At 75.2% G+C, this 23,567-nt stretch carries 22 protein-coding genes; 9 read left to right on the top strand and 13 right to left on the bottom strand.

Annotated elements, in window-relative coordinates; translation table 11 throughout:
• Positions 1 to 84: 84 nt before the first annotated feature.
• From BMZ16_RS04600 to BMZ16_RS04580, 5 genes are all read left to right on the top strand, one after another.
• The gene (locus BMZ16_RS04600) at positions 85 to 1,422 is read left to right on the top strand and encodes an ABC transporter substrate-binding protein (RefSeq protein WP_089798351.1); all 1,338 of its coding nucleotides are present in this window, start codon (positions 85 to 87) and stop codon (positions 1,420 to 1,422) included.
• 63 nt (positions 1,423 to 1,485) lie between these two features.
• On the top strand, positions 1,486 to 2,457 hold the full coding sequence (locus tag BMZ16_RS04595; protein WP_089798350.1) for a carbohydrate ABC transporter permease: 972 nt from the start codon (positions 1,486 to 1,488) through the stop codon (positions 2,455 to 2,457).
• A gap of 10 nt (positions 2,458 to 2,467) precedes the next feature.
• Complete coding sequence (locus tag BMZ16_RS04590; RefSeq protein WP_089798349.1) at positions 2,468 to 3,373, top strand: carbohydrate ABC transporter permease; 906 nt, start codon at positions 2,468 to 2,470, stop codon at positions 3,371 to 3,373.
• 4 nt (positions 3,374 to 3,377) lie between these two features.
• Complete coding sequence (locus BMZ16_RS04585; RefSeq protein ID WP_089798348.1) at positions 3,378 to 4,730, top strand: arabinan endo-1,5-alpha-L-arabinosidase; 1,353 nt, start codon at positions 3,378 to 3,380, stop codon at positions 4,728 to 4,730.
• A 22-nt stretch (positions 4,731 to 4,752) separates the two neighbouring features.
• Complete coding sequence (locus tag BMZ16_RS04580; protein ID WP_089798347.1) at positions 4,753 to 5,367, top strand: YesL family protein; 615 nt, start codon at positions 4,753 to 4,755, stop codon at positions 5,365 to 5,367.
• A gap of 23 nt (positions 5,368 to 5,390) precedes the next feature.
• Here the strand turns inward: BMZ16_RS04580 and BMZ16_RS04575 are convergent, their stop codons facing one another.
• The 4 genes from BMZ16_RS04575 to BMZ16_RS04560 all read right to left on the bottom strand — a co-directional run bounded on the left by BMZ16_RS04575 (position 5,391) and on the right by BMZ16_RS04560 (position 8,487).
• The gene (locus BMZ16_RS04575) at positions 5,391 to 6,407 is read right to left on the bottom strand and encodes a LacI family DNA-binding transcriptional regulator (RefSeq protein ID WP_089798739.1); all 1,017 of its coding nucleotides are present in this window, start codon (positions 6,405 to 6,407) and stop codon (positions 5,391 to 5,393) included.
• A gap of 206 nt (positions 6,408 to 6,613) precedes the next feature.
• Entirely contained in the window at positions 6,614 to 6,712 is a 99-nt protein-coding gene (locus BMZ16_RS04570) for a 30S ribosomal protein bS22 (protein ID WP_003792170.1), read from the bottom strand.
• Between the two features lie 177 nt (positions 6,713 to 6,889).
• Positions 6,890 to 7,126: a helix-turn-helix domain-containing protein gene (locus tag BMZ16_RS04565; RefSeq protein WP_089798346.1), complete on the bottom strand. Its 237-nt coding sequence runs from the start codon at positions 7,124 to 7,126 to the stop codon at positions 6,890 to 6,892.
• A gap of 137 nt (positions 7,127 to 7,263) precedes the next feature.
• On the bottom strand, positions 7,264 to 8,487 hold the full coding sequence (locus tag BMZ16_RS04560; RefSeq protein ID WP_089798345.1) for an acetoin utilization protein AcuC: 1,224 nt from the start codon (positions 8,485 to 8,487) through the stop codon (positions 7,264 to 7,266).
• 133 nt (positions 8,488 to 8,620) lie between these two features.
• Here BMZ16_RS04560 and BMZ16_RS04555 point away from each other — a divergent pair, with 133 nt between their 5' ends.
• From BMZ16_RS04555 to BMZ16_RS04545, 3 genes are read left to right on the top strand one after another with little or no spacing between them, the layout of a single operon-like run.
• Positions 8,621 to 9,994 (top strand): TrkH family potassium uptake protein, encoded by a 1,374-nt coding sequence (locus tag BMZ16_RS04555; protein WP_089798344.1) that lies wholly within the window; start codon positions 8,621 to 8,623, stop codon positions 9,992 to 9,994.
• 4 nt (positions 9,995 to 9,998) lie between these two features.
• Positions 9,999 to 10,694: a potassium channel family protein gene (locus BMZ16_RS04550; protein WP_177199611.1), complete on the top strand. Its 696-nt coding sequence runs from the start codon at positions 9,999 to 10,001 to the stop codon at positions 10,692 to 10,694.
• 49 nt (positions 10,695 to 10,743) lie between these two features.
• Positions 10,744 to 11,838 carry a PPK2 family polyphosphate kinase gene (locus tag BMZ16_RS04545; RefSeq protein WP_089798343.1) on the top strand — a complete coding sequence of 365 codons (1,095 nt, stop codon included), beginning with the start codon at positions 10,744 to 10,746 and terminating at the stop codon, positions 11,836 to 11,838.
• Between the two features lie 107 nt (positions 11,839 to 11,945).
• Here BMZ16_RS04545 and BMZ16_RS04540 read toward each other — a convergent pair whose 3' ends face one another.
• Together BMZ16_RS04540 and BMZ16_RS19190 are read right to left on the bottom strand one after the other, a co-directional pair.
• Complete coding sequence (locus BMZ16_RS04540) at positions 11,946 to 12,350, bottom strand: hypothetical protein (protein ID WP_143082755.1); 405 nt, start codon at positions 12,348 to 12,350, stop codon at positions 11,946 to 11,948.
• A 73-nt stretch (positions 12,351 to 12,423) separates the two neighbouring features.
• The gene (locus BMZ16_RS19190; RefSeq protein WP_177199586.1) at positions 12,424 to 13,641 is read right to left on the bottom strand and encodes a hypothetical protein; all 1,218 of its coding nucleotides are present in this window, start codon (positions 13,639 to 13,641) and stop codon (positions 12,424 to 12,426) included.
• Between the two features lie 200 nt (positions 13,642 to 13,841).
• On the opposite strand from BMZ16_RS19190, the gene BMZ16_RS19185 reads away from it, so the two are divergent.
• A complete protein-coding gene (locus BMZ16_RS19185) occupies positions 13,842 to 14,828 on the top strand; it encodes a hypothetical protein (RefSeq protein WP_177199585.1) in 987 nt (328 codons plus the stop codon).
• 247 nt (positions 14,829 to 15,075) lie between these two features.
• Here the strand turns inward: BMZ16_RS19185 and araA are convergent, their stop codons facing one another.
• The 7 genes from araA to BMZ16_RS04495 all read right to left on the bottom strand — a co-directional run bounded on the left by araA (position 15,076) and on the right by BMZ16_RS04495 (position 23,539).
• Positions 15,076 to 16,584, bottom strand: a complete 1,509-nt coding sequence (gene araA / locus BMZ16_RS04525; RefSeq protein WP_089798339.1) for an L-arabinose isomerase — start codon at positions 16,582 to 16,584, stop codon at positions 15,076 to 15,078.
• Between the two features lie 26 nt (positions 16,585 to 16,610).
• Positions 16,611 to 17,327, bottom strand: coding sequence for an L-ribulose-5-phosphate 4-epimerase (locus BMZ16_RS04520; RefSeq protein WP_089798338.1), 717 nt, complete (start codon positions 17,325 to 17,327; stop codon positions 16,611 to 16,613).
• Positions 17,328 to 17,422: 95 nt separating this feature from the next.
• Positions 17,423 to 19,039: a xylulokinase gene (locus BMZ16_RS04515; protein ID WP_089798337.1), complete on the bottom strand. Its 1,617-nt coding sequence runs from the start codon at positions 19,037 to 19,039 to the stop codon at positions 17,423 to 17,425.
• Between the two features lie 123 nt (positions 19,040 to 19,162).
• Positions 19,163 to 20,158 carry a LacI family DNA-binding transcriptional regulator gene (locus tag BMZ16_RS04510; protein ID WP_089798336.1) on the bottom strand — a complete coding sequence of 332 codons (996 nt, stop codon included), beginning with the start codon at positions 20,156 to 20,158 and terminating at the stop codon, positions 19,163 to 19,165.
• Between the two features lie 81 nt (positions 20,159 to 20,239).
• A complete protein-coding gene (gene proC, locus BMZ16_RS04505; RefSeq protein WP_089798335.1) occupies positions 20,240 to 21,064 on the bottom strand; it encodes a pyrroline-5-carboxylate reductase in 825 nt (274 codons plus the stop codon).
• A gap of 193 nt (positions 21,065 to 21,257) precedes the next feature.
• Positions 21,258 to 22,826: a DUF7059 domain-containing protein gene (locus BMZ16_RS04500; protein WP_089798334.1), complete on the bottom strand. Its 1,569-nt coding sequence runs from the start codon at positions 22,824 to 22,826 to the stop codon at positions 21,258 to 21,260.
• A 20-nt stretch (positions 22,827 to 22,846) separates the two neighbouring features.
• Positions 22,847 to 23,539, bottom strand: a complete 693-nt coding sequence (locus BMZ16_RS04495) for an endonuclease/exonuclease/phosphatase family protein (protein WP_143082753.1) — start codon at positions 23,537 to 23,539, stop codon at positions 22,847 to 22,849.
• Positions 23,540 to 23,567 lie beyond the last annotated feature (28 nt).

Genomic DNA, 23,567 nt, shown 5'->3' with positions numbered 1-23,567 from the left:
AGGGGCGGACGGACGGCACGCAGGACGCAGCCTCCCCGCCCCCACCGCCGTGACCTGACCGACCCATGACAGGGAGGCAGGCAGATGAGGAAGAGCAGGCTGGCCGTCGGCATGACGTGCGTGGCGCTCGTGGGGACCATGTCGCTCACCGCGTGCAGCGGGGGCAGCGGCGACGACGGGTCGCTGACGTTCATGTTCCGCGGCGGACCCGACGAGAAGGCGGCCTACCAGGCCGCCATCGACAAGTTCACCGAGGACACGGGCGTGACGGTGGACGTCATCGTCACCGACGCCGATCAGTACGCGACCAAGCTGCAGGCCGCCGTCGCGGGCAACAAGGTGCCGGACGTGTTCTACATCGAGCAGGCGAACCTGCAGTCGTACGTGGCCTCGGGGGTCCTCATGGACATCACCGACCAGGTCGGCGAGCTCGGCGTCGACCTCGACAACATCTGGGACTACGGCGTCGACTCCTACCGGTTCGACGGCGCGCTGCAGGGCACGCCCGAGGGGCGCCTGTACGGCCTGCCCAAGGACGTCGGCCCGTTCGCGTTCGGCTACAACAAGACGATGTTCGAGGCCGCGGGCATCCCGCTGCCCGACCCCGACGTCCCCCTCACGTGGGAGGAGTACGTCGCCATCTGCCAGCAGCTGACGACGGACACCGACGGCGACGGCACGGTCGACCAGTGGGGCACCGGCCCGAACGTCCAGTGGAACCTGCAGTCGCTGGTGTGGAGCAACGGCGGCGACTTCGTCAACGAGGACCGCACCGAGGTCACCGTCGACACCCCGGAGTTCGCCGAGGCGCTCCAGGAGTTCGCCGACCTCACCACCGTCGACGGCGTCACCCCGTCCGCGGCCGACGCCGCGACGCTCGACACGTACCAGCGCTGGATGGCCGGCGAGCTCGGCTTCTTCCCCGTCGGCCCGTGGGACGTCAGCGTCTACAACGACCTGGAGTTCGAGTACGACCTGATCCCCTGGCCCACCCTCGGTGACGGCGGCTCCGGCACCTGGGTCGGCTCGCTCGGCATCGGCGTCTCCGGCACCACGAACATGCCCGACGAGGCCGTGCAGCTGGTCACCTACCTGTCCGCCGACCCGACGGCGCAGCAGACGCTCGTCGACGCGAACATCCAGGTGCCCAACCTGATCGACATGGCCGAGGAGTGGGCGGCCGAGCCCGACGCGCAGCCCGCCAACCGCAAGGAGTTCCTCGACATCGTGCAGGACTACGGCCGCGCCATGCCGGCCGCCTACACGTACGGCGCGGCCTGGTACGACGAGCTGTGGACCAACATCCAGCCGGTCCTCGACGGCGAGCGGACCGCGGCGGACTACCTCGCCGAGGTGCAGCCGCGCATGCAGGCGCTGCTCGACGAGTCCAACGTCAACGCCGAGCAGGCGTTCGCAGGCTGACCCCCGGGGCCCGGCCGCCGACCACCCGGCGGCCGGGCCCGCCTTCGCACGAGAGGAACCCTGATGTCGCGATCCGCGGCCCCCGAGGCCCCGCCGGCAGTGCCCGGCGCGCAGGGGACGGACGCCGGTGCGTCGCTGCGCACCGCCCGCCAGCGCCGGCAGCTGCACCGCAGCGAGCACCGCTGGGCGATGCTGTTCGTCGCACCACCCGTGCTCGGGTTCCTGCTGTTCACGCTCTACCCCGTGGCGTTCGCCGCCTACGCGTCGCTGACGAGCTGGAACGGGCTGGGACCGATGCGGTTCACCGGCCTGGACAACTACCGACGGCTGCTCGGCGACGAGTACTTCCACCAGTCGCTGTTCAACACGTTCTTCTACATGATCGGGATCCCGATCGGCCTGGCCCTGGCGCTGCTGCTCGCGATCGCCCTGGACCGGCGCATCCCCGGGCGGACCGCGTTCCGCACCATCTACTACGTGCCGGTGATCTCCTCGCTGGCCGCCATCGCGATCGTCTGGCAGTTCGCGTACAACGGCGACTTCGGCCTGGTCAACCAGGTGCTCGCCGTCGTCGGGATCGACGGGCCCAACTGGCTGCAGGACACCGGCACCGTCAAGCCCGCGATCATCCTCATGATGGTCTGGAAGGGCCTGGGCTACTCGATGCTCCTGTACCTGGCGGCCATCCAGTCGGTGCCCGCGTCCCTGCACGAGGCGGCCGCGCTCGACGGCGCCGGATGGTGGCAGCGGCTCTTCCACATCACGATGCCCATGGTGCGACCGGTGACGTTCTTCCTGGTCGTCACGAACATCATCGGCGGCGCGCAGCTGTTCACCGAGATCAACATCATGACGCCGAACGGCGGGCCCGAGTTCAGCTCCGCCTCCGTGGTCTGGTACATCTGGCGCCAGGCCTTCCGCTACCAGCAGATGGGGTACGCGACGGCCATGGCCATGGTCCTCGGCGTCCTCATCCTCGTCATCACCCTGATCCAGTTCCGCCTCAACCGGCGCAACAGCTTCAGCATCGACTGAGGGGCCCGCCATGACCACCATCCCCACCCTGCCCCCGCGCGACCTGGCCACCCGCGGCCGGCGCCCGTCCGGCACCGGTGCGCGCCGCGAGAGCCGCGCCGTCAACGCGCTGCTGCTCGTCGTGCTCTCGGTGTTCGCCCTGGCGATGCTCGCACCGCTGCTGTGGATGTTCACCACCGCCGTGAAGACCAAGCCCGAGGTGTTCGCGCTGCCGCCCGTGCTGTGGCCCGACTCCCCGCAGTGGGCGACGTTCGCACGGATGTGGACCGAGGCCCCGGTGCTCTCGGGCTTCAAGAACTCGATCATCGTCGCCGGCACCGTCACCGTGATCGGCTCGGTGACGTCCTCGATCGCCGCGTTCGCGCTGTCGAAGATGCGCCTGCCGGGCAAGAACGTCATCTTCCTGGCCCTGCTGTCGGGCCTGATGATCCCCTACCCGACCCTGATGATCCCGCAGTTCGTCATGTTCTCGCGGCTGCAGTGGGTGGACACCCTGCTGCCCCTGATCGTGCCGCTGCTGTTCGGCAACATCATCATGATCTTCTTCCTGCGGCAGTACCTGGAGTCGGTCCCCGACTCGCTCATCGAGGCCGCGAAGATCGACGGCGCGTCCTACCTGACGATCTTCGGGCGGATGATCGTGCCGATGATCCGCCCCGCGATCGCGGCGCAGTTCATCCTGTGGTTCATGACGGTCTGGAACGACTACCTCGGGCCGATCCTCTACCTGAACTCCCCCGGCAAGCAGACGCTCCAGGTCGTCATCGCCAACCTCAACGTGGAGTACGCCACGCAGCGCGACTACCCGCTGATCATGGCCGCGTCCTTCGTCGCGCTGCTGCCGATCCTCGTGGTGTTCCTGATCTTCCAGCGGCAGATCATCGAGTCCGTCGCGCTCACCGGCTCCAAGGCGTAGCGCCGTGACGACCCTCGACCCGGCCGGCAGCATCGACACCACCGGCTGGGGGGCCGGGCACGCCCACGACCCGACCGCGGTGCGCGACGACGACGGCACGTACTGGCTGTTCTCGACGGACGCCCACGCCGACGGCCCGGTCCGCGGCGGCGTGCAGGTGCGCCGCTCGGACGACCTGGTGACGTGGACGTTCCACGGCTGGGCGCTGCCCGGCGTGCCGGCCGCCGCGGCGGCCCTCACGGGCGCGACCGGCCTGTGGGCACCCGAGGTCGTGCGCGTGGGCGACCGCTGGCGCATGTACTGGTCGGCGTCGTCGTTCGGCTCCCGGTGCTCGGCGATCGGCCTCGCCGAGGCCGATCACCCGGGTGGGCCGTGGCACGACCGCGGGCTGGTCGTGACGAGCGCGGCGGTGCCGCCCGACGCGACCGGCTCCCCGCACGGCGACGGGCCGCCCAACGCGATCGACGCGGCCGTCGTGGTGGACACCACGGGTGCCGTCGAGCGGCACTGGATGGTCTACGGGTCGTTCTTCGGCGGGATCCACGCCCTCGAGCTCGACCCGGTCACGGGCCTGGCGCTCGACGCCCCGGCACCCGGCGTGCCGAGCCCCGGCCCGGGCGTCCTGCTGGCGCGCCGGGCCCCCGAGGTCGAGGGGGCGGTCGAGGGCGCGTACGTCCTGCCCCGCCCCGGCGGCGGGTGGGCGATGCTCGCGTCGTGGGACTCGCTGTTCTCGACGTACCACGTGCGCGCCGCCGTCGCCGACGAGGTCACGGGGCCGTACCGCGACCGCACGGGCCGCGACCTGCGCGACCCGGCGCACGACGCGGGGACCGTGGTGCTCGCCGGGCACCGGCTCGCCGGCGGCCCGGGCCTGCGGGCGCCGGGCCACGGTGCGGTGCTCACCGAGCCCGCCCGCGACGGCGCACCGGGTCGTCAGCTCCTCGTGCACCACGTGCGCGACGAGGACGACCCCACGCGCCACCGGGTGCAGGTGCGACGCCTGGTGTGGACGCACGACGGCTGGCCGCTGGTCAGCCCGCAGCCCTGGGCGGGGCAGGCCCGCGAGGTCGACGACGAGCCCCTGTGGCCGAGCGACCCCGCGGTCCTCGCCGGCACCTGGGAGGTGCTCGACGTGGGCGCGGACCCGCGGACGGTCCGGCGCACGCACGAGGGCACCCTCGACCTGCTGCACGTGCGCGCGCTCGGCTCCGGGCGCTTCGCCGCGCGCCGGGCCGACGGCACGCCCGTGCAGGCGGTCGTGCTGCCGGCGTGGGACTCCGTGCGGGACGTGGCGGCGCAGGTCGCCGTGCTGCTGGACGACCACGGGCGGGTCACCGCCGCGACCCGGCCCGCCTGACGCGCCTGGGAGGATCGGGGACGTGGACGCGCAGGGATGGACCGGCGGGGTGATGACCGCCCTGCGGTGGGTCGCCCACCTGCTGGCCGTGCAGGCCCTCGTGGTCGTCGGCACCCTGGCCGGGGGTGTCGTCCTGGGACTGTTCCCCGCGCTCGACGCCGGCGGCCGCGTGCTGGCCCGCCTGCCCGCGGGCACGCCCTCCGAGCACGTCTGGCACGACTTCTGGCACGCGTGGCGGGCAGGGTGGCGCCGTGCGGTGCTCGTCGGCGCGCCGCTGTGGCTGGTCGCGGCGGTGCTCGCGGCGGACGCCTGGGCGCTGTCGGCCGCGCAGGGACCGGTGCGCGCGGTGCTCGCCGCGGGCCTGGGGCTGGTCACGGCCTGGGCGGTCGTGGTCCTCGCGTACGCGGCCCCGGTGCTGCGGCGCTACCGCGCGCCCCTGCCGGCGACGTGGCGGTTCCTCGTCCTGGCGCCCGCGCTGGGCCCGGGCACCGCGGTGGGTGTGCTCGGCGTCGCCGCCGTCTGGGCCGCGACGTGCTGGGTCGCCCCGCCGCTCGCGGTGCTCGGCGGCGCGGCGGTGCCGTTGCTGGCCACCGGGTGGCTCGTCGACGTGCGGCTGGACCGGCTCGACGCCCGCTGACGGTCCCGCCGGCCGGCCGCCGCTCAGACGTGCGCGGCGTCGCCGATCGTGGACTCGCGCGCGACGATCGAGAAGTCGGCGACGACCTGGCGGAACGGCCGGTCGTCCTGCGCGCCGTCGATCCGGTCGACGAGCAGGTCGACCGCGGTGGCGGCGATCTGCTCGCGGCCGGGGTTCACGGTCGACAGGGTGGGTGCCGCGTAGGCCGCCTCGTCGATGTCGTCGAACCCGATGACGGCGATCTCGCCCGGCACCTCGACGCGGCGCAGGTGCAGCGTGTGCAGCGCGCCGAGCGCGAGCGCGTCGTTGAGGCCGAACACCGCGTCGATGCCGAGGTCGGCGTCCAGCAGCCGCGCCATGGTCTCCGCGCCCGTCGCGCGGTGCCACAGCCCCGCCTCGCCGACCAGCGCCGGGTCGTACGGCAGCCCGTTCTCCTCGAGCGCCGCGACGTAGCCCTGCACGCGCAGCGCCGCCGAGCCGACCGACTCCCCCGCGTGCGCGCCCACGACGGCGATGCGCCGCCGACCCTGGTCGATCAGGTGCTGCGTCGCGGCCTTGGCGGCCTCGACGTTGCGCATCGTCACGTGGTCGGCCGGGCCGCCGAAGATGCGCTCGCCGAGCAGCACCATGGGGTAGTCGATGCCCTCGAGCTCGCCCACGTCGTCGGGCCCGAGCGCGAGCGGTGAGTAGATGAGGCCGTCGGTGAACTGCCGGCGCTGACCGCGCAGCACCTCGAGCTCCCGCTCGCGCACCGCGCCGGTCTGCTCGATGAGCACCGTGAGGCCGCGCGCCTCGGCGGCCCGGATGACGGAGTCGGCCAGCTCTGCGAAGTACGGGAGCGACAGCTCGGGCACGGCCAGGCCGACGAGCCCGGTGCGCCCGCGGCGCAGGTTCCGCGCGGTGACGTTGAGCTGGTAGCCCAGCTCCGCGATCGCCAGCTCGACCTTCTCGCGGGTGCTGTCGCGGATGTACGGGTACCCGTTGACGACGTTCGAGACGGTCTTGATGGACACCCCGGCGCGCGCCGCCACCTCGTGCATCGTCACAGCACCGCTGCGTCGTCCGTTCACCGTGCGCCCTCGCCCTCGTCGCGGCCCGCGGCCCGTGGGGTCCCTGCCCACGTGGTCCAGCGTGGCAGACGACCTCAGGCTACATCGTTGTAGATGACGCCGGGTCCCGGACACACGTCGGGCCCGGTCATCCGACCGGGCCCGCGGTGCACTGCTCGCCGCGTTGCGGCGTCAGCTCACTTCTTGTTGCGACGCTGGTGACGCGTCTTGCGCAGCAGCTTGCGGTGCTTCTTCTTCGCCATGCGCTTGCGGCGCTTCTTGATGACGGAGCCCATGCGGTCCTCACTCGTGTTCCGGTCACGGCCCGGGGGCCGTGAATGGTGGTCGATCGACGCGCGGTGCGCATCGGGCCGACCCGAATCACCCACGCACGCAGAAGTCCGAGCACCCACCTTACGCGATGGGCCGCCGCGACCGCGAACGGCCGACCGCGCACCCGCAGCGGGTCGTGCTCAGGAGCTGCGCCTCTCCTCGCCGAACGCCTCGGGCTCGACGGTCGCCGACGAGCGCAGGTAGGCGTCGAGCGCGTCCTGCGGCACCCGGAACGACCGTCCCACGCGCACCGCCGGCAGCTCACCCGCGTGCACGAGCCGGTAGACCGTCATCCGCGAGACGCGCATGAGGTCGGCGACCTCGACGACCGTGAGGTACCGCACGCGGGCCGACGGTCCGCCCTGGTCCTCGCCCATGTCCGGCCTCCTGGTGGCCGGGCCGCGCCGGCGTCGCGCACCCGAGGTTCCGGGTGCCAGACCACCTTAGTTGCGCGTGTGACAGGTGGGAAGCACGGGACACCCGCACGGCCCAGCACCCCCGCGCCGGACCCCGGTCAGTCGAGGTCGGGATCCAGCCCCAGCGCCGGGAACACCGCCGCCCGGGTCGCCCGGATCGCCCGGTCCACGTCGTCCGCGGGGTCGTACCCGCGCGACCAGGGCACGAACGTCGCCGGGGCGTCGTCGGTCATGCGGGCCACCGCCTCGCGGCCGTAGCGTTGCCGGACCACGGCCAGCCACTCCTCCGGCACGGGCGTGCTCGGGTCGACCGGCCGGTGCGAGGCGATGCCCAGCAGGTGCGCCCACGTGCGCGGCACCACGTCGAGGATCGCGTACCCGCCGCCGCCCAGCGCGACCCACCGCCCGTCGCTCACCTCGTGCGCCAGGTCGTGCAGCAGGTGCGCCGCCACCCGCTGGGCGTCGACCGACACCCGCAGCGTGGCCAGCGGGTCCAGACGGTGCGTGTCGCAGCCGTGCTGGGTCACCAGCACGTCGGGCGCGAACTCGCGGACCACGGCGGGCACCACGGCGTCGACGGCCCGCAGCCAGCCCGCGTCCCCCGTGCGCGAGGGCAGCGCCACGTTGACGGCCGTGCCCTCCGCGCCCCGCCCGCCGATCTCCGTCGGGTAGCCCGTGCCCGGGAACAGCGCGTGGCCCGTCTCGTGGACCGAGACCGTGAGCACCCGGGGGTCGTCCCAGAAGATGTCCTGCACGCCGTCGCCGTGGTGCGCGTCGATGTCGACGTACGCGACCCGCCGCGCCCCGGACGCGAGCACGTCCCGGATCGCGACCGCGGCGTCGTTGTAGACGCAGAACCCCGACGCGGCCCCGGGCCGGGCGTGGTGCAGCCCGCCGCCGACGTTCACGGCGTGCTGCGTGCGCCGCTCCCACACCGCGCGCACCGCGTCCAGGGTGCCGGCGACGACGCGGGCCGCGGCGTCGTGCATCTGCGGGAACAGCGGGTCGTCGCGCGTGCCCAGCCCGCGCGCCAGGTCCGGGACGCCGTGCTCGGCGGCCGCGTGCACCGCCGCCACGTACGCGGGGTCGTGCACCGTGGCCAGCACCTCGTCCGACGCGGCCCGCGCGCCCACGACCTCGACGTCCGGCCGGTCGAGCAGGCCGAGCTGCGCGGCGAGCGCGATCGCCAGGTCGATGCGGTCCGAGGTCATCGGGTGACCGAACCCGAAGTCGTACCCCAGCAGCTCGGTCGACCACCCGGCCCGCAGGGTCGTCGCCGCACCGGCGTCGCGCGCGGCGGGGTGGGCGTCGGTCGCGGCCATGGGCCACACCGTCCCATCGCACGCCCCACGTGTCGACCCGACGTGCCGCAGGGTGCGCACGCGGTCCCGTGCGCGCGTGGCCCCGGTCCGCGCGTGCCAGAGTGTGCTGTCGGCACGATCAGCGGGAGGCGGGATGGCAGCGGGGCCCGGCCTGCTGTGGCGTGCTCGCGAGTACGTCGACCGGTCCGCGCGGCAGTCGCCGGCCCGCCTCGCCCTCGGGGTGTTCGCGCTGGTCATCGGCGGGATCACGGTCCTGCTGCGACTGCCGTTCGCGACGGCGAGCGGGGAGCGCGCACCCCTGGTCGACGCACTGTTCACCGCGACGTCCGCGACGACCGTCACCGGTCTGGTCGTGGTGCCCACGGGTGAGTACTGGTCCGGCTGGGGGCTGACCGTCATCCTCGTCGCGATCAAGATCGGCGGCCTGGGCGTCATGACCCTGGCGTCCCTGCTCGGCATGGCCGTGTCACGCCGCATCGGGCTCACCCAGCGCCTGCTGGTCTCCTCCGAGACCAAGGTGACCCGCCTGGGCGAGGTCGGCTCGCTCGTCCGGACGGTCATCATCACGTCGACCGTGCTCGAGGTCGCGATCGCCCTGGTGCTGCTCCCGCGCCTGCTGGTGCACGGCGAGCCGCCGGGCACGGCCGCGTGGCACGCCCTGTTCTACGCGATCTCGGCCTTCAACAACGCCGGCTTCGTGCCGACCCCCGAGGGGCTCGCGCCGTTCGTCTCGGACTGGTGGATGCTGCTGCCGATCATCGTCGGCGTGTTCATCGGGTCCCTCGGGTTCCCGGTCATCCTCAACGTCGCCCACTACCTGCGCTCGCCCGGGCGCTGGAGCCTGCACTCCAAGCTGACGATCACCACGAGCGTCGGACTGGTGGTCTTCGGCTCGGTGGTGGTCGCGGCGTTCGAGTGGACCAACCCCGGCACGTTCCACCCGCTCGACGGTGGCGGGACGATCCTCGCCTCGCTGTTCGCCGGCGTCATGCCGCGCTCGGGCGGGTTCTCGACGGTCGACGTCGGGCAGATGCACGAGGGCACGTGGCTGCTGCTCGACGCCCTGATGTTCGTCGGCGGCGGCTCGGCGTCGACCGCCGGCGGCATCAAGGTGACGACCCTGGCCGTCATGCTCCTCGCGATCGTCGCCGAGGGGCGCGGCGACCGCGACGTCGAGGCGTTCGGGCGCCGGATCCCGCGCGAGACGCTGCAGGTCGCCATCGCGGTCGGCTTCATCTCCGCCACCATCGTGCTGATCGCGTCCCTGCTGCTGCTCGCCATGACCGGGCTGACGCTCGACCGCGTCCTGTTCGAGGTCATCTCGGCGTTCGCGACGTGCGGCCTGTCGACCGGGATCACCGCCGACCTGCCGACACCCGCGAAGTACGTCCTCGTCGTTCTCATGTTCATCGGCCGGACCGGCACGATGACGCTTGCCGCGGCGCTCGCGCTGCGCAACCGTCGTCGTGTGATCCGCTACCCGGAGGAGAGGCCCATCATTGGCTGACAGCCTGCGCGCGGGCGGCGGCGAGCCGCGCACCGCACCGCGCACCCCGCGGAAGGGATCCGGCGTCCTGGTCATCGGGCTCGGACGGTTCGGGTCGGCCATCGCCGCGACCCTCGACCGGCTCGGGCAGGACGTGCTGGCGGTCGAGCGCAGCCCGGAGCTGGTCGCCCAGTGGTCCGGGCGCGTCCCGCTCGTCGAGGCCGACGCGGTCAACCCCGAGGCGCTCGAGCAGCTCGGCGCCCGGGAGTTCCCCGTCGCCGTCGTCGGCGTCGGGTCCTACCTCGAGGCGTCGGTGCTCATCACCGGCAACCTCGTCGACATCGGCGTGCCGCAGATCTGGGCCAAGGCCATCAGCTCCGAGCACGCCCGGATCCTGCAGCGCATCGGCGCGCACCACGTCGTCCTGCCGGAGGCCGACGCCGGGTCCCGCGTCGCGCACCTCGTGAGCGGCAAGATGCTCGACTACATCGAGGTCGAGGACGGGTTCACGGTCGTCAAGATGCGCCCGCCCAAGGAGACGCAGGGCTTCACGCTGGCCCAGTCCCGCGTGCGCGAGCGCTACGGCGTCACCATCATCGGGGTGAAGTCACCGGGCATCGACTTCCAGTACGCCACCCCCGAGACACGCATCTCGGCGAACGACCTGGTCATCGTCGGCGGTCACGCCGACCTGCTCGAGAGGTTCGCCGCCCGGCCCTGACCTGCTCACCCGCCCGGCCCGCACGTCGCCCCTCGACCAGGAGACCACCATGGCGAAGAAGTCCGGCACGAAGGCGTCCGAGAAGTCGTCGGGCACGAAGGCGTCCCGGAAGGGGCCCGACGCCCAGGGCACCGGGAAGCACGAGGGCAAGGCGGGCCGCAAGGCACGCCAGAAGGCCGCCGAGAAGTTGGCGAAGGCCGCGCGCAAGGTCGAGAAGGCCGAGCGGAAGGCCGCCGAGGCCGAGCGGAAGGCCGCCGCACGGTCCGCCGCGGCCCGCGAGGCGACGGTCGAGGGCCTGGCCGTGCAGCGGGACGCCGCGATCGAGCTGCTGCGCGTGCGCCCCGGGTTCGTCCTGACGGAGCTGGACGCCGCCGGCACGCCGGGCTTCGACGCGTCGCGCGCGCAGACCCGGGAGGCGCTCGGCGCGATCGGCGGTGAGCTGGCCGAGCTGCAGGAGCGTCTGTACGCCCACGGACGCACCGGGGGCGACCGGTCCGTGCTGCTGGTGCTCCAGGGCCTGGACACGTCCGGCAAGGGCGGGATCGTGCGGCACGTGCTCGGCCTCGTGGACCCCCAGGGCGTCGCCCTGCACGCGTTCGGCGCCCCGACGCCCGAGGAGGCCCGGCACCACTACCTGTGGCGCATCCGGCGAGCCCTGCCCCGGCCCGGCCGCATCGGCGTGTTCGACCGCTCCCACTACGAGGACGTGCTCGTGGCGCGCGTGGACGGGCTGGTCGCGCCCGACGTCTGGGAGGGCCGGTACGACGAGATCAACCGGTTCGAGGCGAAGGCCGTGGCCTCCGGGACGACGGTGGTCAAGGTGCTGCTGTGGGTCTCCCCCGACGAGCAGCTCCGGCGGCTGCGCGAGCGGCTCGAGCGGCCGGACAAGCTGTGGAAGTACGCGCCGTCGGACGTCGACGCGCGGGCCCGGCGCCCCGCGTACGAGGCGGCCTACCAGGACGTGCTCGACCGGACCAGCACCGACGCGGCCCCCTGGTTCGTCGTCCCGGCCGACGACAGGTGGTACGCCCGGCTCGCGGTCAGCGCCCTGCTGCACCGGGCGCTCGCCGACCTCGACCTCGGGTGGCCGGTCCCGGGGTTCGACGTGGCGGAGGAGCTGGCCCGGCTCGACGCCACGCGCTGACGCGCCGGCTCGCCGGTCGGCCGCCCGCGGCGCACGACCCGACGGCGCGGGCACCGGTGCCCGCGCCCGGCCCGCGCGCCGGGGCCGCGGCGGTGCCGTGAGCGCCGTCAGGATCCCGCGGAGGGCCGCCGCTGACGGGGCAGCGCGCCGTGCGGCAGCACCCGCAGGTCGGTGGGGGTGCCGGCACCGGGCGGCACCGGCGCCGCACCGGCGGCGCCGGTAGCGACGGGCTGGGCCGTGCCGGTCCCGGCGACCGCCGGGTGGCCGGACACCGGCTGCGGCGCGCGGCGCTGCGTCGGCAGGAGGGGTGCGGGCGTCGCCCGAGCGGCGTCCGGGGCCTGCACCCGGCGGGGCCGGTGCCGGTGGACGACGGCGGTGCCCGCGGCGGCGGCCAGCAGGAGCGCGCCGGGCAGGAGGTGGCCGCTGCCGCTGAGGAGCGCGCCCGCGGTGGCGAGGGCGAGACCGGCGGCGAGGCGGGTGGTCGGCAGCGCGCTGCGGAGGTACGTGTGCATCATCGACTTCCTTGCCTGGGGAACCGGGGCGCCACGAGGGGCGCCGGACGTCGCGCGCGGCGCGTCCGTCCGGTCAGGCAGGGATCGGCAGGACGTCGCGCTCGGGATCGGTCGGCAGCACGTCGGACGACGGGGACGTCGTCACGCGTGCGGGGACGACCGGTCGCAGGCGGGGCACCGGAGCGGCGGCGGGGCCGGCACGCGGCGTGACGGCACCGGCGCCGGGTGTGCCGCCCCGGGTCGCGAGCGCCACCGGCGCGGGCGTCGTGGGCCGCTCGACCAGCACGGTCGGGACCGTCGGGGTCGACGCGAGCGCGACCTGGCCCGGCGAGGAGTGGGGCGTGGCCGTGACGACGGCCGGGGCCTCGGGCTGGGGTCCGACAGGGCCGGGCGCCGTGGGCCAGGGCGTCCGCAGGGCCGGCGACGTGACGGTCGCCGGGGCGGGTGCGACGGTCTCGATGAGCGCGGCCGTCGTGCCGACGCTCGACGCGTCGGCCGGCGACGCCACCGAGGGCTCGGGGCGCACCAGGGCCGCGGGACCCTGCTCCCGCGGGGAGGCGCGCAGCTCGCGCAGCAGCAGGGCGGCGGCGCCCGCGGCGGTGACCTCGTCCGGGGTCGGTACCGCGGCGACGGGGTCCAGGACGGCACGGTCGGTCGGGACGAGGGTGGCCGTGGCGGGCAGCGCCGGGTCCGTGCGCGTGACGGTCTCCCGGTCGGTGCCGGCGACCGGTCGCACGGTCGCGGGATCCTGGACCGGCTCGTCGGTCGCGGGCGGTGCGGGCTCGTCCGGCGCGGGCTCGACGGCCGGCGCGTCGACCGGCGGCGCCGGGTCCACCGGGGCCGGGTCCACCGGGGCCGGGTCCACCGGGGCCGGGTCCACCGGAGCCGGGTCCACCGGAGCCGGGTCCACCGGAGCCGGGTCCACCGGAGCCGGGTCCACCGGAGCCGGGTCCACGGGCGCAGGGTCCCCCGGGGGATCGGAGGCCTCCGGCGGCACGGTGGAACCGTCCGGGACCGTCGACGCGTCAGGAACCGTGGTCCCGTCCGGGTCCGTGGACCCCGTCGGGGCTCCGGGGTCCCCCGTGGCGGCGTGCGCGACGGCGCCACCGAGCGCGGGACCCGCCCCCCGGGCGACCGCCGCGGCCGGCAGGGCGGGCGCCTCCCCGGGGGTCCGCGCGTGGGCACCGTCCCCCGCGGCGACCTGGACCAGGAGCAGCAGCAGACCGCCCAACGCGGCGAGCAGGACGCGGAGGACCCACGTCTCCGCTCTGCCGCGTCGCTGCGTGTGCATGCCGAACCCTCCCCGGTGCGCCGTACCGACGCACGTCCTGGACAGTATGCGTCCTGAACCGTCCGATTCGCCATGATTCGCCCGCCTCGGGCGCGGACGGGTCCCGCCCTCGCTCCCCGGCCCGCGAGCGGGCGCCGACCTGGCCGTCCACCGCCGACGTCCGGCGTGCCGGCAGGCGGGCCATCGGGCAGGATCGGCGCGTGCTCAGCCGGCCGGGGGTCGTCGCGGTCCTCGTCGTGCTCACGTTCGTGACCACGCCGGTCGCGCTCGTCGGCACGTGGACCCGCAGCACGCTGCTGGACACGGACGACTGGGTGCGCCTGGTGGCGCCGCTCGCCGCGGACCCCCGGCTCCAGGGGGCGGTGGCGGACCGGGTCGCGGGCGGCGTCGTGGCGGCGCTGCCGCTGGACGACGTGGTCGGGCTGCTGCCGGGCACGCTGGGCGACGACGCCGCCGCGGACGTCGAGCGCCGCATCGGCGACGTGGTGCACGAGCGGTCGGTCGAGGTGGTCGACTCCGACGGGTTCGGTGCGGTGTGGGTCGCGGTCAACCGGACGTTCCACCGGCAGCTCGTCGGCACGCTGCGCGACGACCCCGACGCGGCGGCCCGCGTCGACGACCAGGGCCGCACGACGCTGGACCTCACGCGCGTGGCGGACGTCGTGCGCGGTGGCGTGGTCGCCGCCGGCGTCCCGGACGCCGTGGTCCCGCACGTGACCGTCGTCGTGCCGGTGCTGGACGGCGGCACCACCGAGCGGCTGCAGCGCACGGTGGGCCGGGCGGAGGGCGCCGCGGCGTGGGCACCCTGGGCGGCCGGCGCGGCGGCGGCGGGCGCGGTGGCCCTCGCCCGCCGCCGGGCGCGCGCCACGGCCTGGGTCGCCGGGGCCGCGGTCCTCGGTGCGAGCGCCGTGCTCGTCGGCGTGCGCGTGGTGCGCGCCGCCGTGCTCGCCGGGCCGGCGGCGGCGGTCCTGGGCGACCCGGTGGTGGCCCTGGTGGTCGACCACGTGAGCGCGGGCCTCGTGGCGGCGACGGTCTGGACCGGCGGGGTCGCGCTCGTGGTGCTGCTCGCGTCCGCCACGGCGGACGCGAGGGCGTCACGGGCTGCTCAGCACCGCGTCGACGACCACGATGAGCAGGGCCCCCGTGGTGGCGAGGAAGGCCCGCAGGGCCCAGACCAGCGTCCGTGAGTGCGTCCGCACGACGACGCTCCCTTCTGCGCGTCACCGTCGACGCGCTGCGCACGTCACCGTTGACGTGCTCCTCCGACCGTACGACGCGGACGGGGTGCGCGCATCGGCGGACCGGGTGATGTCGCACGTCAGAGGTGGTTTCGTGGCGGTGTGCACGTCGCGCGCGGCACGGAGGGCCCGCACGCACGAGGGCGGGTGCGCCGGCCGCAGCCGCCGCACCCGCCCTCGGGGTCGGACCGGGAGGTCAGAGGCCCTGTGCGACCCGGTAGTACACCTGGTTCCAGCGCACCTGGTCGGCGAACCCGCGACGCGTGGTCGCCTCGTCGATGACCAGCAGCTCGGTGCGCGCGAGCTCGGCGAAGATCTCCCACGCCTCGATCCCGACGGCCGTCGACAGCACGGTGTGGTGCGCGCCGCCGGCGGTCAGCCAGCACTCGGAGGACGTCGTGAAGTCCGGGCGGGGCTCCCACACGGCACGCGCGACCGGCAGGTTCGGCAGGTCGGCCGTCGGGGGGACGAGGTCGACGACGTTGGCCGTGAGGCGGAACCGCTCACGCATGTCGGCCATCGACACGACGACACCGGTGCCGGGGTCGGCGTCGAAGACCATGCGGACCGGGTCCTCCTTGCCGCCGATGCCCAGCGGGTGGATCTCCACGCGCGGCGTCGACGTCGTGAGGGTCGGGCAGATCTCCAGCATGTGCGCGCCGAGGATCTTCTCCGCACCGGGCGTGAGGTCGTACGTGTAGTCCTCCATCAGCGACGCGCCACCGGGCAGCCCGGCGCCCATCACCTTGGCGACGCGCACGAGCACGGCGGTCTTCCAGTCGCCCTCGGCGCCGAACCCGTAGCCCTTGGCCATGAGCCGCTGCACGGCCAGGCCGGGCAGCTGGCGCAGGTCGCCCAGGTCCTCGAAGTTCGTCGTGAACGCCTTGGCGCCGCGCTCGGTGAGGAACCGCTCGAGCGCGATCTCCTGGCGGGCCGCGTACCGCAGCGACTCGTGGCGGTCACCACCGCGCCGCAGCTCCGGGACCACGTCGTACAGGTCCTCGTACTCCGCGACCAGCGCGTCGACGCTCGCGTCGTCGACGGCCGCCACCGCGGCGACGAGGTCGTTCACACCCCACGTGTTGACCGACACGCCCAGGCGGATCTCCGCCTCGGTCTTGTCGCCCTCGGTCACCGCGACGTTGCGCATGTTGTCACCGAACCGCACGAGGGTGAGGTCCTGCGCGGCCTGCCAGCCGGCCGCCGCGCGGGCCCACGTGCCGATGCGCGCGGTCACGGCCGGGTTCGAGACGTGCCCCGACACGGTGGTCCGGGCCAGGCCCAGCCGCGTCGCGATGTACGCGTACTCCCGGTCGCCGTGCGCGGCCTGGTTGAGGTTCATGAAGTCCATGTCGATGCTGTCCCACGGCAGCTCGACGTTGGCCTGCGTGTGCAGGTGCAGCAGCGGCTTGCGCAGCAGGTCCAGGCCCGTGATCCACATCTTGGCCGGGCTGAACGTGTGCATCCACGTGATGACGCCGAGGACCTTGTCGTCCGAGTTGGCGTCGAGGACCGCGCGGCGGATGGAGTCCGAGTCCTTGAGGACCGGCTTCCAGACGACCTTCGCCGGGACGTCGCCGGACGCGTCGAGCGCGGCGGCGACCTCCTGCGACTGCTCGGCGACCTGGCGCAGCGTCTCCTCGCCGTACAGGTCCTGCGAGCCCGTGAGGAACCAGATCTCCTGGTCCGGGTAGGCCTTGCTCATCGGTGCATCTCCCTCGTGGCCGAGCCTCAGTGCTGGCCGTAGACGTTCTGGTAGCGGGCGTACAGCGAGTCGATGTCGCTCTGCGCGATCGGCAGCGGCTCGCCGAGCTGGCGGCTGATGTGGACGGTCCGCGCGACCTCCTCGACCATGACCGCGGCCTTCACGGCGGCCTTGGCGTCCTTGCCGATCGTGAACGGGCCGTGGTTGCGCATGAGCACCGCGGGGCTGCGCGACCCGCGCAGGGTCTCGACGATGCCGCGCCCGATCGAGTCGTCGCCGATCAGCGCGAACGGGCCGATCGGGATGTCCCCGCCGAACTCGTCGGCCATCATCGTCAGCACGCACGGCACGGGCTCGGCGCGCGCCGCCCAGGCCGTGGCGTACGTCGAGTGCGTGTGCACGACGCCGCCCACGTGGGGCATGTGCGTGTAGACGTACGCGTGCGCGGCCGTGTCGGACGACGGCGCCCGGTCCCCCTCGACGAGGTTCGCCTGCAGGTCGCACACGACCATCGACTCCGGCGTCAGCTCGTCGTACGTGACGCCCGACGGCTTGATGACGAGCAGGTCGCGCTCGCTGGGGCCGGCGGGGTCGACGACCACACGCTGCGAGACGTTGCCCGCGGTCCACACGACCAGGCCCCAGCGGGGCAGCTCGGCGTGCAGCGCGCTGACCTTCTCGCGGGCGCGCGCGACGGCCTCGCGGACGTCGGGCCCGTAGGCGTCCAGTGCGGTGGTGGTCATCCGGCCTCCTGCGTCGGTGCCCGCGGTGGCGGGCGTGGTGGTCCGGCGCGCGGGCGCCGGTGCGCGGTCGTGCCGCGCATGGTCTGCGGTGGTGCTCAGAGCACCTCGGTGGCGGTGCGCTCCACGGCCAGGCCGGCCTCGTAGCGCTCCAGCCAGGTGGCGTAGCCCGCGACGTCGGCCGGGTCCGGGTGCACGACCTCGATCTCGGCGTCCGCGAAGACCTGCGTCGTCAGGTAGTCGCCCAGGTCCTGCGTCGCGCCGCTCACCAGGTACCCGGCGAGCACCGCGATGCCCCACGCGCCGCCCTCGCCGGCCGTGCGACCCACGGCGACCGGGGTGTCGACGGCCGCGGCGAGCAGCCGCTGCGCGACGCCGGCAGTGCGGAACAGCCCGCCGTGCGCGTACATCGCGTCGACCTCGACGCCCTCGGCCGCGAGGATCCGCATGCCCAGGCTCAGGGTGCCGAACGCGCCGTACACCTGCGTGCGCACGAAGTTCGCCAGGGTCAGCCGGCTGTCGGGCGTCCGCACGATCAGCGGGCGGCCCTCCTCGAGCCCGGTGACCGGCTCGCCGGCCAGGTAGTTGTACGCCAGCAGCCCGCCGCCGTCGGCCTCGCCCTCGAGCGCCTCGCGCAGCAGGACGCCGAAGACGTCGTCCGGCCCGGCGTCCGAGCCCAGCGCGGTGGCGAACCGGCCGAACACCCCGGCCCACTCCCCCAGCTCGCTGGCGCCGTTGTTGCAGTGGACCATCGCCACCAGGTCGCCCGCGGGGGTCGTGACGAGGTCGATCTCGTGGTGCACGGTCGCGAGCGGCCGCTCGAGCACGACCATCGCGAAGATGCTGGTCCCGACGCTGGTGTTCGCGGTGCGCGGGGCCACCGAGGCGGTCGCGACCATGCCGGTGCCGGCGTCGCCCTCCGGCGGGCACAGCCGGGTGCCGGCGTGCAGCGTGCCGGACGGGTCGAGCAGCGCGGCGCCCTCGTCCGTGAGGTGGCCCGCCTCCTGCCCGGCGACGAGCACCTGCGGCAGCAGGTCGGCCAGGTGGTCGACGGGCAGCCGGTCCGCCACGTGCGCGTCGAACCGCGCGAGCAGGTCGGCGTCGTAGTCGCGGGTCGCCGGGTCCACCGGGAACATGCCCGACGCGTCGCCGACGCCCAGCACCTTGCGGCCGGTCAGGCGCCAGTGCACGTAGCCGGCGAGGGTCGTGATGAAGCGCACCTGCGGCAGGTGCGGCTCGTCGTCGAGCACGGCCTGGTACAGGTGGGCGACGGACCACCGCTGCGGGATGTTGTACCCGAGCAGCTCGGTCAGCTCGGCCGCGGCCGGGCCGGTCGACGTGTTGCGCCACGTGCGGAACGGCACGAGCAGGTCGTCGTCGGCGTCGAAGGCCAGGTAGCCGTGCATCATCGCCGAGACGCCGATCGCGCCCACCGCGGAGGGCCGCACGCCGTGCCGGCGCTCGGTGTCGGCCAGCAGGTCCGCGACCGCCGCCCGCAGCCCGTCCCACACGGCGTCCAGCGAGTACGTCCACGTGCGGTCGACCAGCTGGTTCTCCCACGCGTGCCCGCCGCTGGCCAGCGGCACGTGGTCGTCGCCGACCAGGACCGCCTTGATGCGGGTCGAGCCGAGCTCGATGCCGAGCGTCACCCGACCCTGCTCGATCGCCTCGCGGGCCGGACCGCCGCGGGTCCCGTCGTCGTGCTGCTGCACCATCGCGCGCTGCTCCCTCTCCGGGCCGCGTCGCCCGGGGTCCGTCGTGCCGTCCGGGCGATCGTGCCACGTCCCGCGCCCGAGCGATGTTAACGCTCACATGGACCGCGACGCCACCGCCCCCGGTCAGCCCCCGTGCACCGCACCCCGAGCGCCCGACGACGCCCGCACCACCAGCTCCGGAGCGATCGACTGGTGCCCCGGGGCCCCGCCCGCCAGGGCCTCCGCGACGGCCTGGACCGCCCGCCGCCCCAGCTCGTCGAACCCCTGACGCACCGTGGTCAGCGGCGTGCTGTAGAACGCCGTGCCCGGCTCGTCGTCGAACCCGACGACCGCGACGTCCTGGGGGACCCGCGCGCCGGCCTGCGCGAACGCGGCCAGCAGACCCAGCGCCAGCTGGTCGTTCGCTGCGAAGACCGCGTCCGGCAGCCCGTCGCGCAGCAGCTCCTGCCCCACGGCGAACCCGTCCGCCGCCGACCACCCGCCGCGGCGCTCGGCAGGGACCACCGCGCCCGCCGCCTCGAGGGCCTCGCGCCAGCCGCGCAGACGGTCCCGCGCGTCGTACCACTCCGGCGGCCCCGCGACGTGCACGACCGTGCGCCGGCCCGTCGCCAGCAGGTGCTCCGTCGCCAGCCGGCCGCCGGCCACCTGGTCGACCGCCACCGTGGGCAGGTCGACGCCCTCGCGACCGGACGACACGAGGACGACGGGCACGGGCAGCCGCACCCCGCTGACGGCGTCCACCGTCCCGCTGCGCGGCGCCACGACGACCACGCCGTCGACGCCCTGCGCCAGGAAGTGCTCCACCGCGGCCACGACCTCGCCGCCGCTGAACTCCCGCAGCGTCGCGACCGACACGTAGAAGCCCGCGTCACGCGCCGCCTGCTCGAACGCGACGAGGGTGCTCGTCGGGCCGAAGAGCGCCGAGGCGGGCGTGATCACACCCAGCGTCCCCGTGCGCCGCGTCACCAGGGCGCGGGCCGCGAGGTTGGGCCGGTAGCCCAGCGTGGCGATCGCCTCGAGCACGCGCTCGCGCGTCGCCGGGCGCACGCTCGGGTGGTCGTTGAGGACGCGCGACACGGTCTGGTGGCTGACGCCGGCGAGCGCCGCGACGTCGTTCATCGCCGGCGGGCGCCCGTCGCGCCGCGTGCGCGAGGACGCCGGCCGCCCGGTCGTCGCCGGCCGTGGTTCCGGAGCCACCGCTCAGCCCGCGCCGAGCTCGCGCGACCGTTCCGCCGCCGCGCGCACGCCCGCGACCAGCCCCGCCCGGACGGCGTGCGCGTCCAGCGCCGCGACGCCCGCGACCGTCGTCCCGCCGGGCGACGAGACGCGCTCGCGCAGCACCGCCGGGTGCTCACCGGTCTGCGCGACCATCGCCGCGGACCCCTCGACGGTCGCGACGGCCAGCCGGGAGGCGAGGTCGCGCGGCAGCCCCAGCAGCACGCCGGCCTCGGCCAGCGCGTCGATGACGTAGAAGGCGTACGCCGGCCCCGACCCGGACAGCGCGGTCACGGCGTCGAGGTGCTTCTCGGCGACCCGCTCGACGAGGCCCGTCGCGGCGAGCATCCGCTCGACCAGCGCGAGGTGCTCCGCGCCCGCGGCCCGGCCCGGGGCGATCGCGCTCGCGCCCTTGCCGATGAGCGCCGGGGTGTTCGGCATGACGCGCACCACCGGCGTGCCCGCGGGCAGCGCCGCCTCGTACACCCGCAGGGGCACCCCGGCGGCGACGCTGACGACCAGTGCCCCGGCACGGAGCCCGGGCGCGACCTGCGCCAGCACGGCGGGCACGACGTCGGGCTTCACCGCCAGCAGGACGACCTCGGCCCCGGCGACCGCGTCGTCGTTGCCCGCCGCCCGCACACCGTGCTCGTCGGCGAGCGCGGCCGCCCGCGCGGCGTCCTGGTCGGCCACCGTGATGCGGTCCCCCGGCCAGCCGCCGGTGCGCAGCGCGGCCACGAGCGTGCCGCCCATCACCCCGCCGCCGAGCACCGCGACCGCGGGCGTCCCGCCCTGGTCCTGCGTCGTCATCGTGCCTCCTGCACTCCCGGCCGCGCCGCCGCGGCCAGGGCGAGCCTACGACCAGCGGGTACCGCGCCAGGGCCGCTCCCCCGCCCGCGAGACGTCGATCCAGCCCCGCCCCCGGCCCCCGAGACGTCGATCCAGCCCCGTCCCCGCCCCCGGGACGTCGATCCAGCCCTCACCCCCGCTCGGGCGGGGTCGATCAGGTGGGGGTGAGGAGCCCGTCCGCGAGCAGGCCGCGGACCGTCGGCAGGACGTCGGCGGCGACGTCGGACGCCGGGACGTCGAGCAGCGCACCCAGCGCGCCGATGATCTGCCCCGCGGTGAGCTCCCCGTCGCAGGCCCCGACGAACGCGGCCAGGGCGGTGCCGACCTGCACGGTGCGACCGAACCCGCCGCCCTGCCGCAGGAGCACGACGCGCGGGTCGGACGCACCGGGCTCGAGGTAGCGCTCCTCGGTGACGTCGGGGGCGTGCACCAGCCGCAGGTCCGCCAGCGCGGCGTCGGACAGGCCCGTGACCAGGTCGTGCGCGGCGAGACCCGCGGCGATGACGGGTCCCAGCGGCTGGCGCACCGAGCCGGTGACCGACTCCAGGCGTCGCAGGGTCGGCGGCCCGGCGAGCGGACGGCGCAGCGTGACGACGCCGAACCCGACGGCCGCGACGTCCCGCGACGCCAGGTCGTCCAGCCACGCGCCGTAGCGAGAGGTCCACGCGTCCCGGTCGGCGGGCGTCGTGCCGCCGTCGCGGATCCACGTCTCGGCGTACTGCGCCGGGTCCTGCTCGTCGCGCTGCACGACCCACGCGTCCAGCCCGGACGCGTCGACCCAGGCGCCGATGCGCTCGTGCCACTCCTCGCCGTCGCGCACCTCCCAGTTGGCCAGCATCTGTGCGACCCCGCCGGGCGCGAGCACGGCGCCGACGCCGGTGACGAGGTCGCGCACCAGGTCGTCGCCCGCCCGCCCGCCGTCGCGGTAGTCGTACGCCGGGACGTCGGCACGTCGCGGGGTGATGACGAACGGCGGGTTGCTGACGACCAGGTCGAACGCGTCACCGGCGACCGGCTCGAGCATCGACCCGGCGCGCAGCTCGACACGGCCCGGCCCGAGCCCCGCGAGCGCCGTGGTGAACCGCGCGAACGCCAGCGCCCGCGCCGACAGGTCGGTGGCGACGACGTACTCGGCGTGCCGGCTCGCGTGCAGCGCCTGCACGCCGCAGCCGGTGCCCAGGTCCAGCACCCGGCGGCGGGGGTCGCGGACGGTGGCCTGCGCGAGCGTCACGGACGCCCCGCCGACCCCCAGCACGTGGTCCGTGCGCAGCGCCGCCCCGGTGGCGAGCTCGCCCAGGTCCGAGGCGATCCACCACGCGGCCTCACCCGCGCCGTCCGTGGCGGCGTACGGGCGCAGGTCGACCGTCGCGCGCACCTCGTCGGCGGCGCCGTGGCCGGCCGCGTCGACCAGCCCCAGGCGGCGGGCGCCCTCGACGCCGACGGTCGGCAGCGCCCGGGCGAGGGCGTCGGACCGCACCGACGTACCGAGCACGAAGGCCCGGGTCAGTACGGCTGCCGGGTCGTCACCGGCGGGCGCCTGCGGGGCCGTGGCGCGCAGCGCGGGCAGCGACTCGCCGCGGTCGAGGGCGCCGGACGCGACGGGCCCGAGGAGCTCGGCGACGTGCTCGACGGTGTACCCCGCCGTGGTGAGGTCGGCGCGGAGCGCGTCGAGGAGCTCGGGGACGACGACGGGGGTCTGCGGGGTGGCGCTCACGGGCTCCATCGTCGCAGGCGGCCGAGCGCTCAGGTCGCGGGCAGGTGCAGGTCCACCACGAGGGGACGGTGGTCGCTGGCCACCCCCGCGCCCGCCTCGTCCGGCACGCGGGCGCCGAGCACCGCGAGCCGGGAGTCGGCCAGGACCACGTCGATGCGCAGCCGCGGGACGTCCGCCGGGTACGTGGGCGTGTCCGCGCCGACGACGCTCGCGGCGTCGAGCAGCCCGCCCGCGCCGAGTGCACCCCACGACGGTCCGCCGGGCCGCTCGTTGAGGTCGCCGGCGACGACGAGCGGCGCCCCGCCGCCGCCCAGCAGGCGGCGCCGGACCAGGTCCACGTGCCGGGCGCGCTCCTCGGCCCGCAGCCCGAGGTGCACGACGACGACCCGCACGCCGTCGACGAGCGCGGTGGCGGCGCCCCGCCGGGTGAGCCCCGGCGTGAGCGGCAGCCGCACGGCGTGCGCGCCACGGACCGCGCGGTGCGGCACCACGAGCAGCGCGGTCGTGCGGGCGCCGCGTCCGCCGACCACCACGCGCAGGCCCGTCCGGGACGCGAACCGTCGCAGCCGCGACCGGCCCCGCCACCCGCGCGGCGGCTCCTGGACGGCCAGCACGTCGGGCCGTGCGGCCCGGACCACGTCGACCAGCGCGTGGACGTCGCCGCGCAGGCCACGCAGGTTGTAGGTCATCACCCGCAGGGTGTCGACGTCGCGCGCATCCACCGTCCGTCCCTCCGTCGGTCCACGGGTT

The organism is Cellulomonas sp. KH9 (assembly GCF_900114185.1).
Classification (GTDB): Bacteria; Actinomycetota; Actinomycetes; order Actinomycetales; family Cellulomonadaceae; genus Cellulomonas.
The sequence above is the reverse complement of the archived record's forward strand: the minus strand, read 5'-3'. Positions and strand labels throughout refer to the sequence as shown.

What these genes read in the sequence shown, in the direction of transcription:
- BMZ16_RS04600 (WP_089798351.1), top strand. Translation starts at nt 85, where the DNA reads ATGAGGAAGAGCAGGCTGGCCGTCGGCATGACGTGCGTGGCGCTCGTG.
- BMZ16_RS04595 (WP_089798350.1), top strand. Translation starts at nt 1,486, where the DNA reads ATGTCGCGATCCGCGGCCCCCGAGGCCCCGCCGGCAGTGCCCGGCGCG.
- BMZ16_RS04590 (WP_089798349.1), top strand. Translation starts at nt 2,468, where the DNA reads ATGACCACCATCCCCACCCTGCCCCCGCGCGACCTGGCCACCCGCGGC.
- BMZ16_RS04575 (WP_089798739.1), bottom strand. Translation starts at nt 6,407, where the DNA reads ATGCACGAGGTGGCGGCGCGCGCCGGGGTGTCCATCAAGACCGTCTCG.
- BMZ16_RS04570 (WP_003792170.1), bottom strand. Translation starts at nt 6,712, where the DNA reads ATGGGCTCCGTCATCAAGAAGCGCCGCAAGCGCATGGCGAAGAAGAAG.
- BMZ16_RS04565 (WP_089798346.1), bottom strand. Translation starts at nt 7,126, where the DNA reads ATGGGCGAGGACCAGGGCGGACCGTCGGCCCGCGTGCGGTACCTCACG.
- BMZ16_RS04560 (WP_089798345.1), bottom strand. Translation starts at nt 8,487, where the DNA reads ATGGCCGCGACCGACGCCCACCCCGCCGCGCGCGACGCCGGTGCGGCG.
- BMZ16_RS04555 (WP_089798344.1), top strand. Translation starts at nt 8,621, where the DNA reads ATGGCAGCGGGGCCCGGCCTGCTGTGGCGTGCTCGCGAGTACGTCGAC.
- BMZ16_RS04545 (WP_089798343.1), top strand. Translation starts at nt 10,744, where the DNA reads ATGGCGAAGAAGTCCGGCACGAAGGCGTCCGAGAAGTCGTCGGGCACG.
- BMZ16_RS04540 (WP_143082755.1), bottom strand. Translation starts at nt 12,350, where the DNA reads ATGCACACGTACCTCCGCAGCGCGCTGCCGACCACCCGCCTCGCCGCC.
- BMZ16_RS19190 (WP_177199586.1), bottom strand. Translation starts at nt 13,641, where the DNA reads ATGCACACGCAGCGACGCGGCAGAGCGGAGACGTGGGTCCTCCGCGTC.
- araA (WP_089798339.1), bottom strand. Translation starts at nt 16,584, where the DNA reads ATGAGCAAGGCCTACCCGGACCAGGAGATCTGGTTCCTCACGGGCTCG.
- BMZ16_RS04520 (WP_089798338.1), bottom strand. Translation starts at nt 17,327, where the DNA reads ATGACCACCACCGCACTGGACGCCTACGGGCCCGACGTCCGCGAGGCC.
- BMZ16_RS04515 (WP_089798337.1), bottom strand. Translation starts at nt 19,039, where the DNA reads ATGGTGCAGCAGCACGACGACGGGACCCGCGGCGGTCCGGCCCGCGAG.
- BMZ16_RS04510 (WP_089798336.1), bottom strand. Translation starts at nt 20,158, where the DNA reads ATGAACGACGTCGCGGCGCTCGCCGGCGTCAGCCACCAGACCGTGTCG.
- proC (WP_089798335.1), bottom strand. Translation starts at nt 21,064, where the DNA reads ATGACGACGCAGGACCAGGGCGGGACGCCCGCGGTCGCGGTGCTCGGC.
- BMZ16_RS04500 (WP_089798334.1), bottom strand. Translation starts at nt 22,826, where the DNA reads ATGGAGCCCGTGAGCGCCACCCCGCAGACCCCCGTCGTCGTCCCCGAG.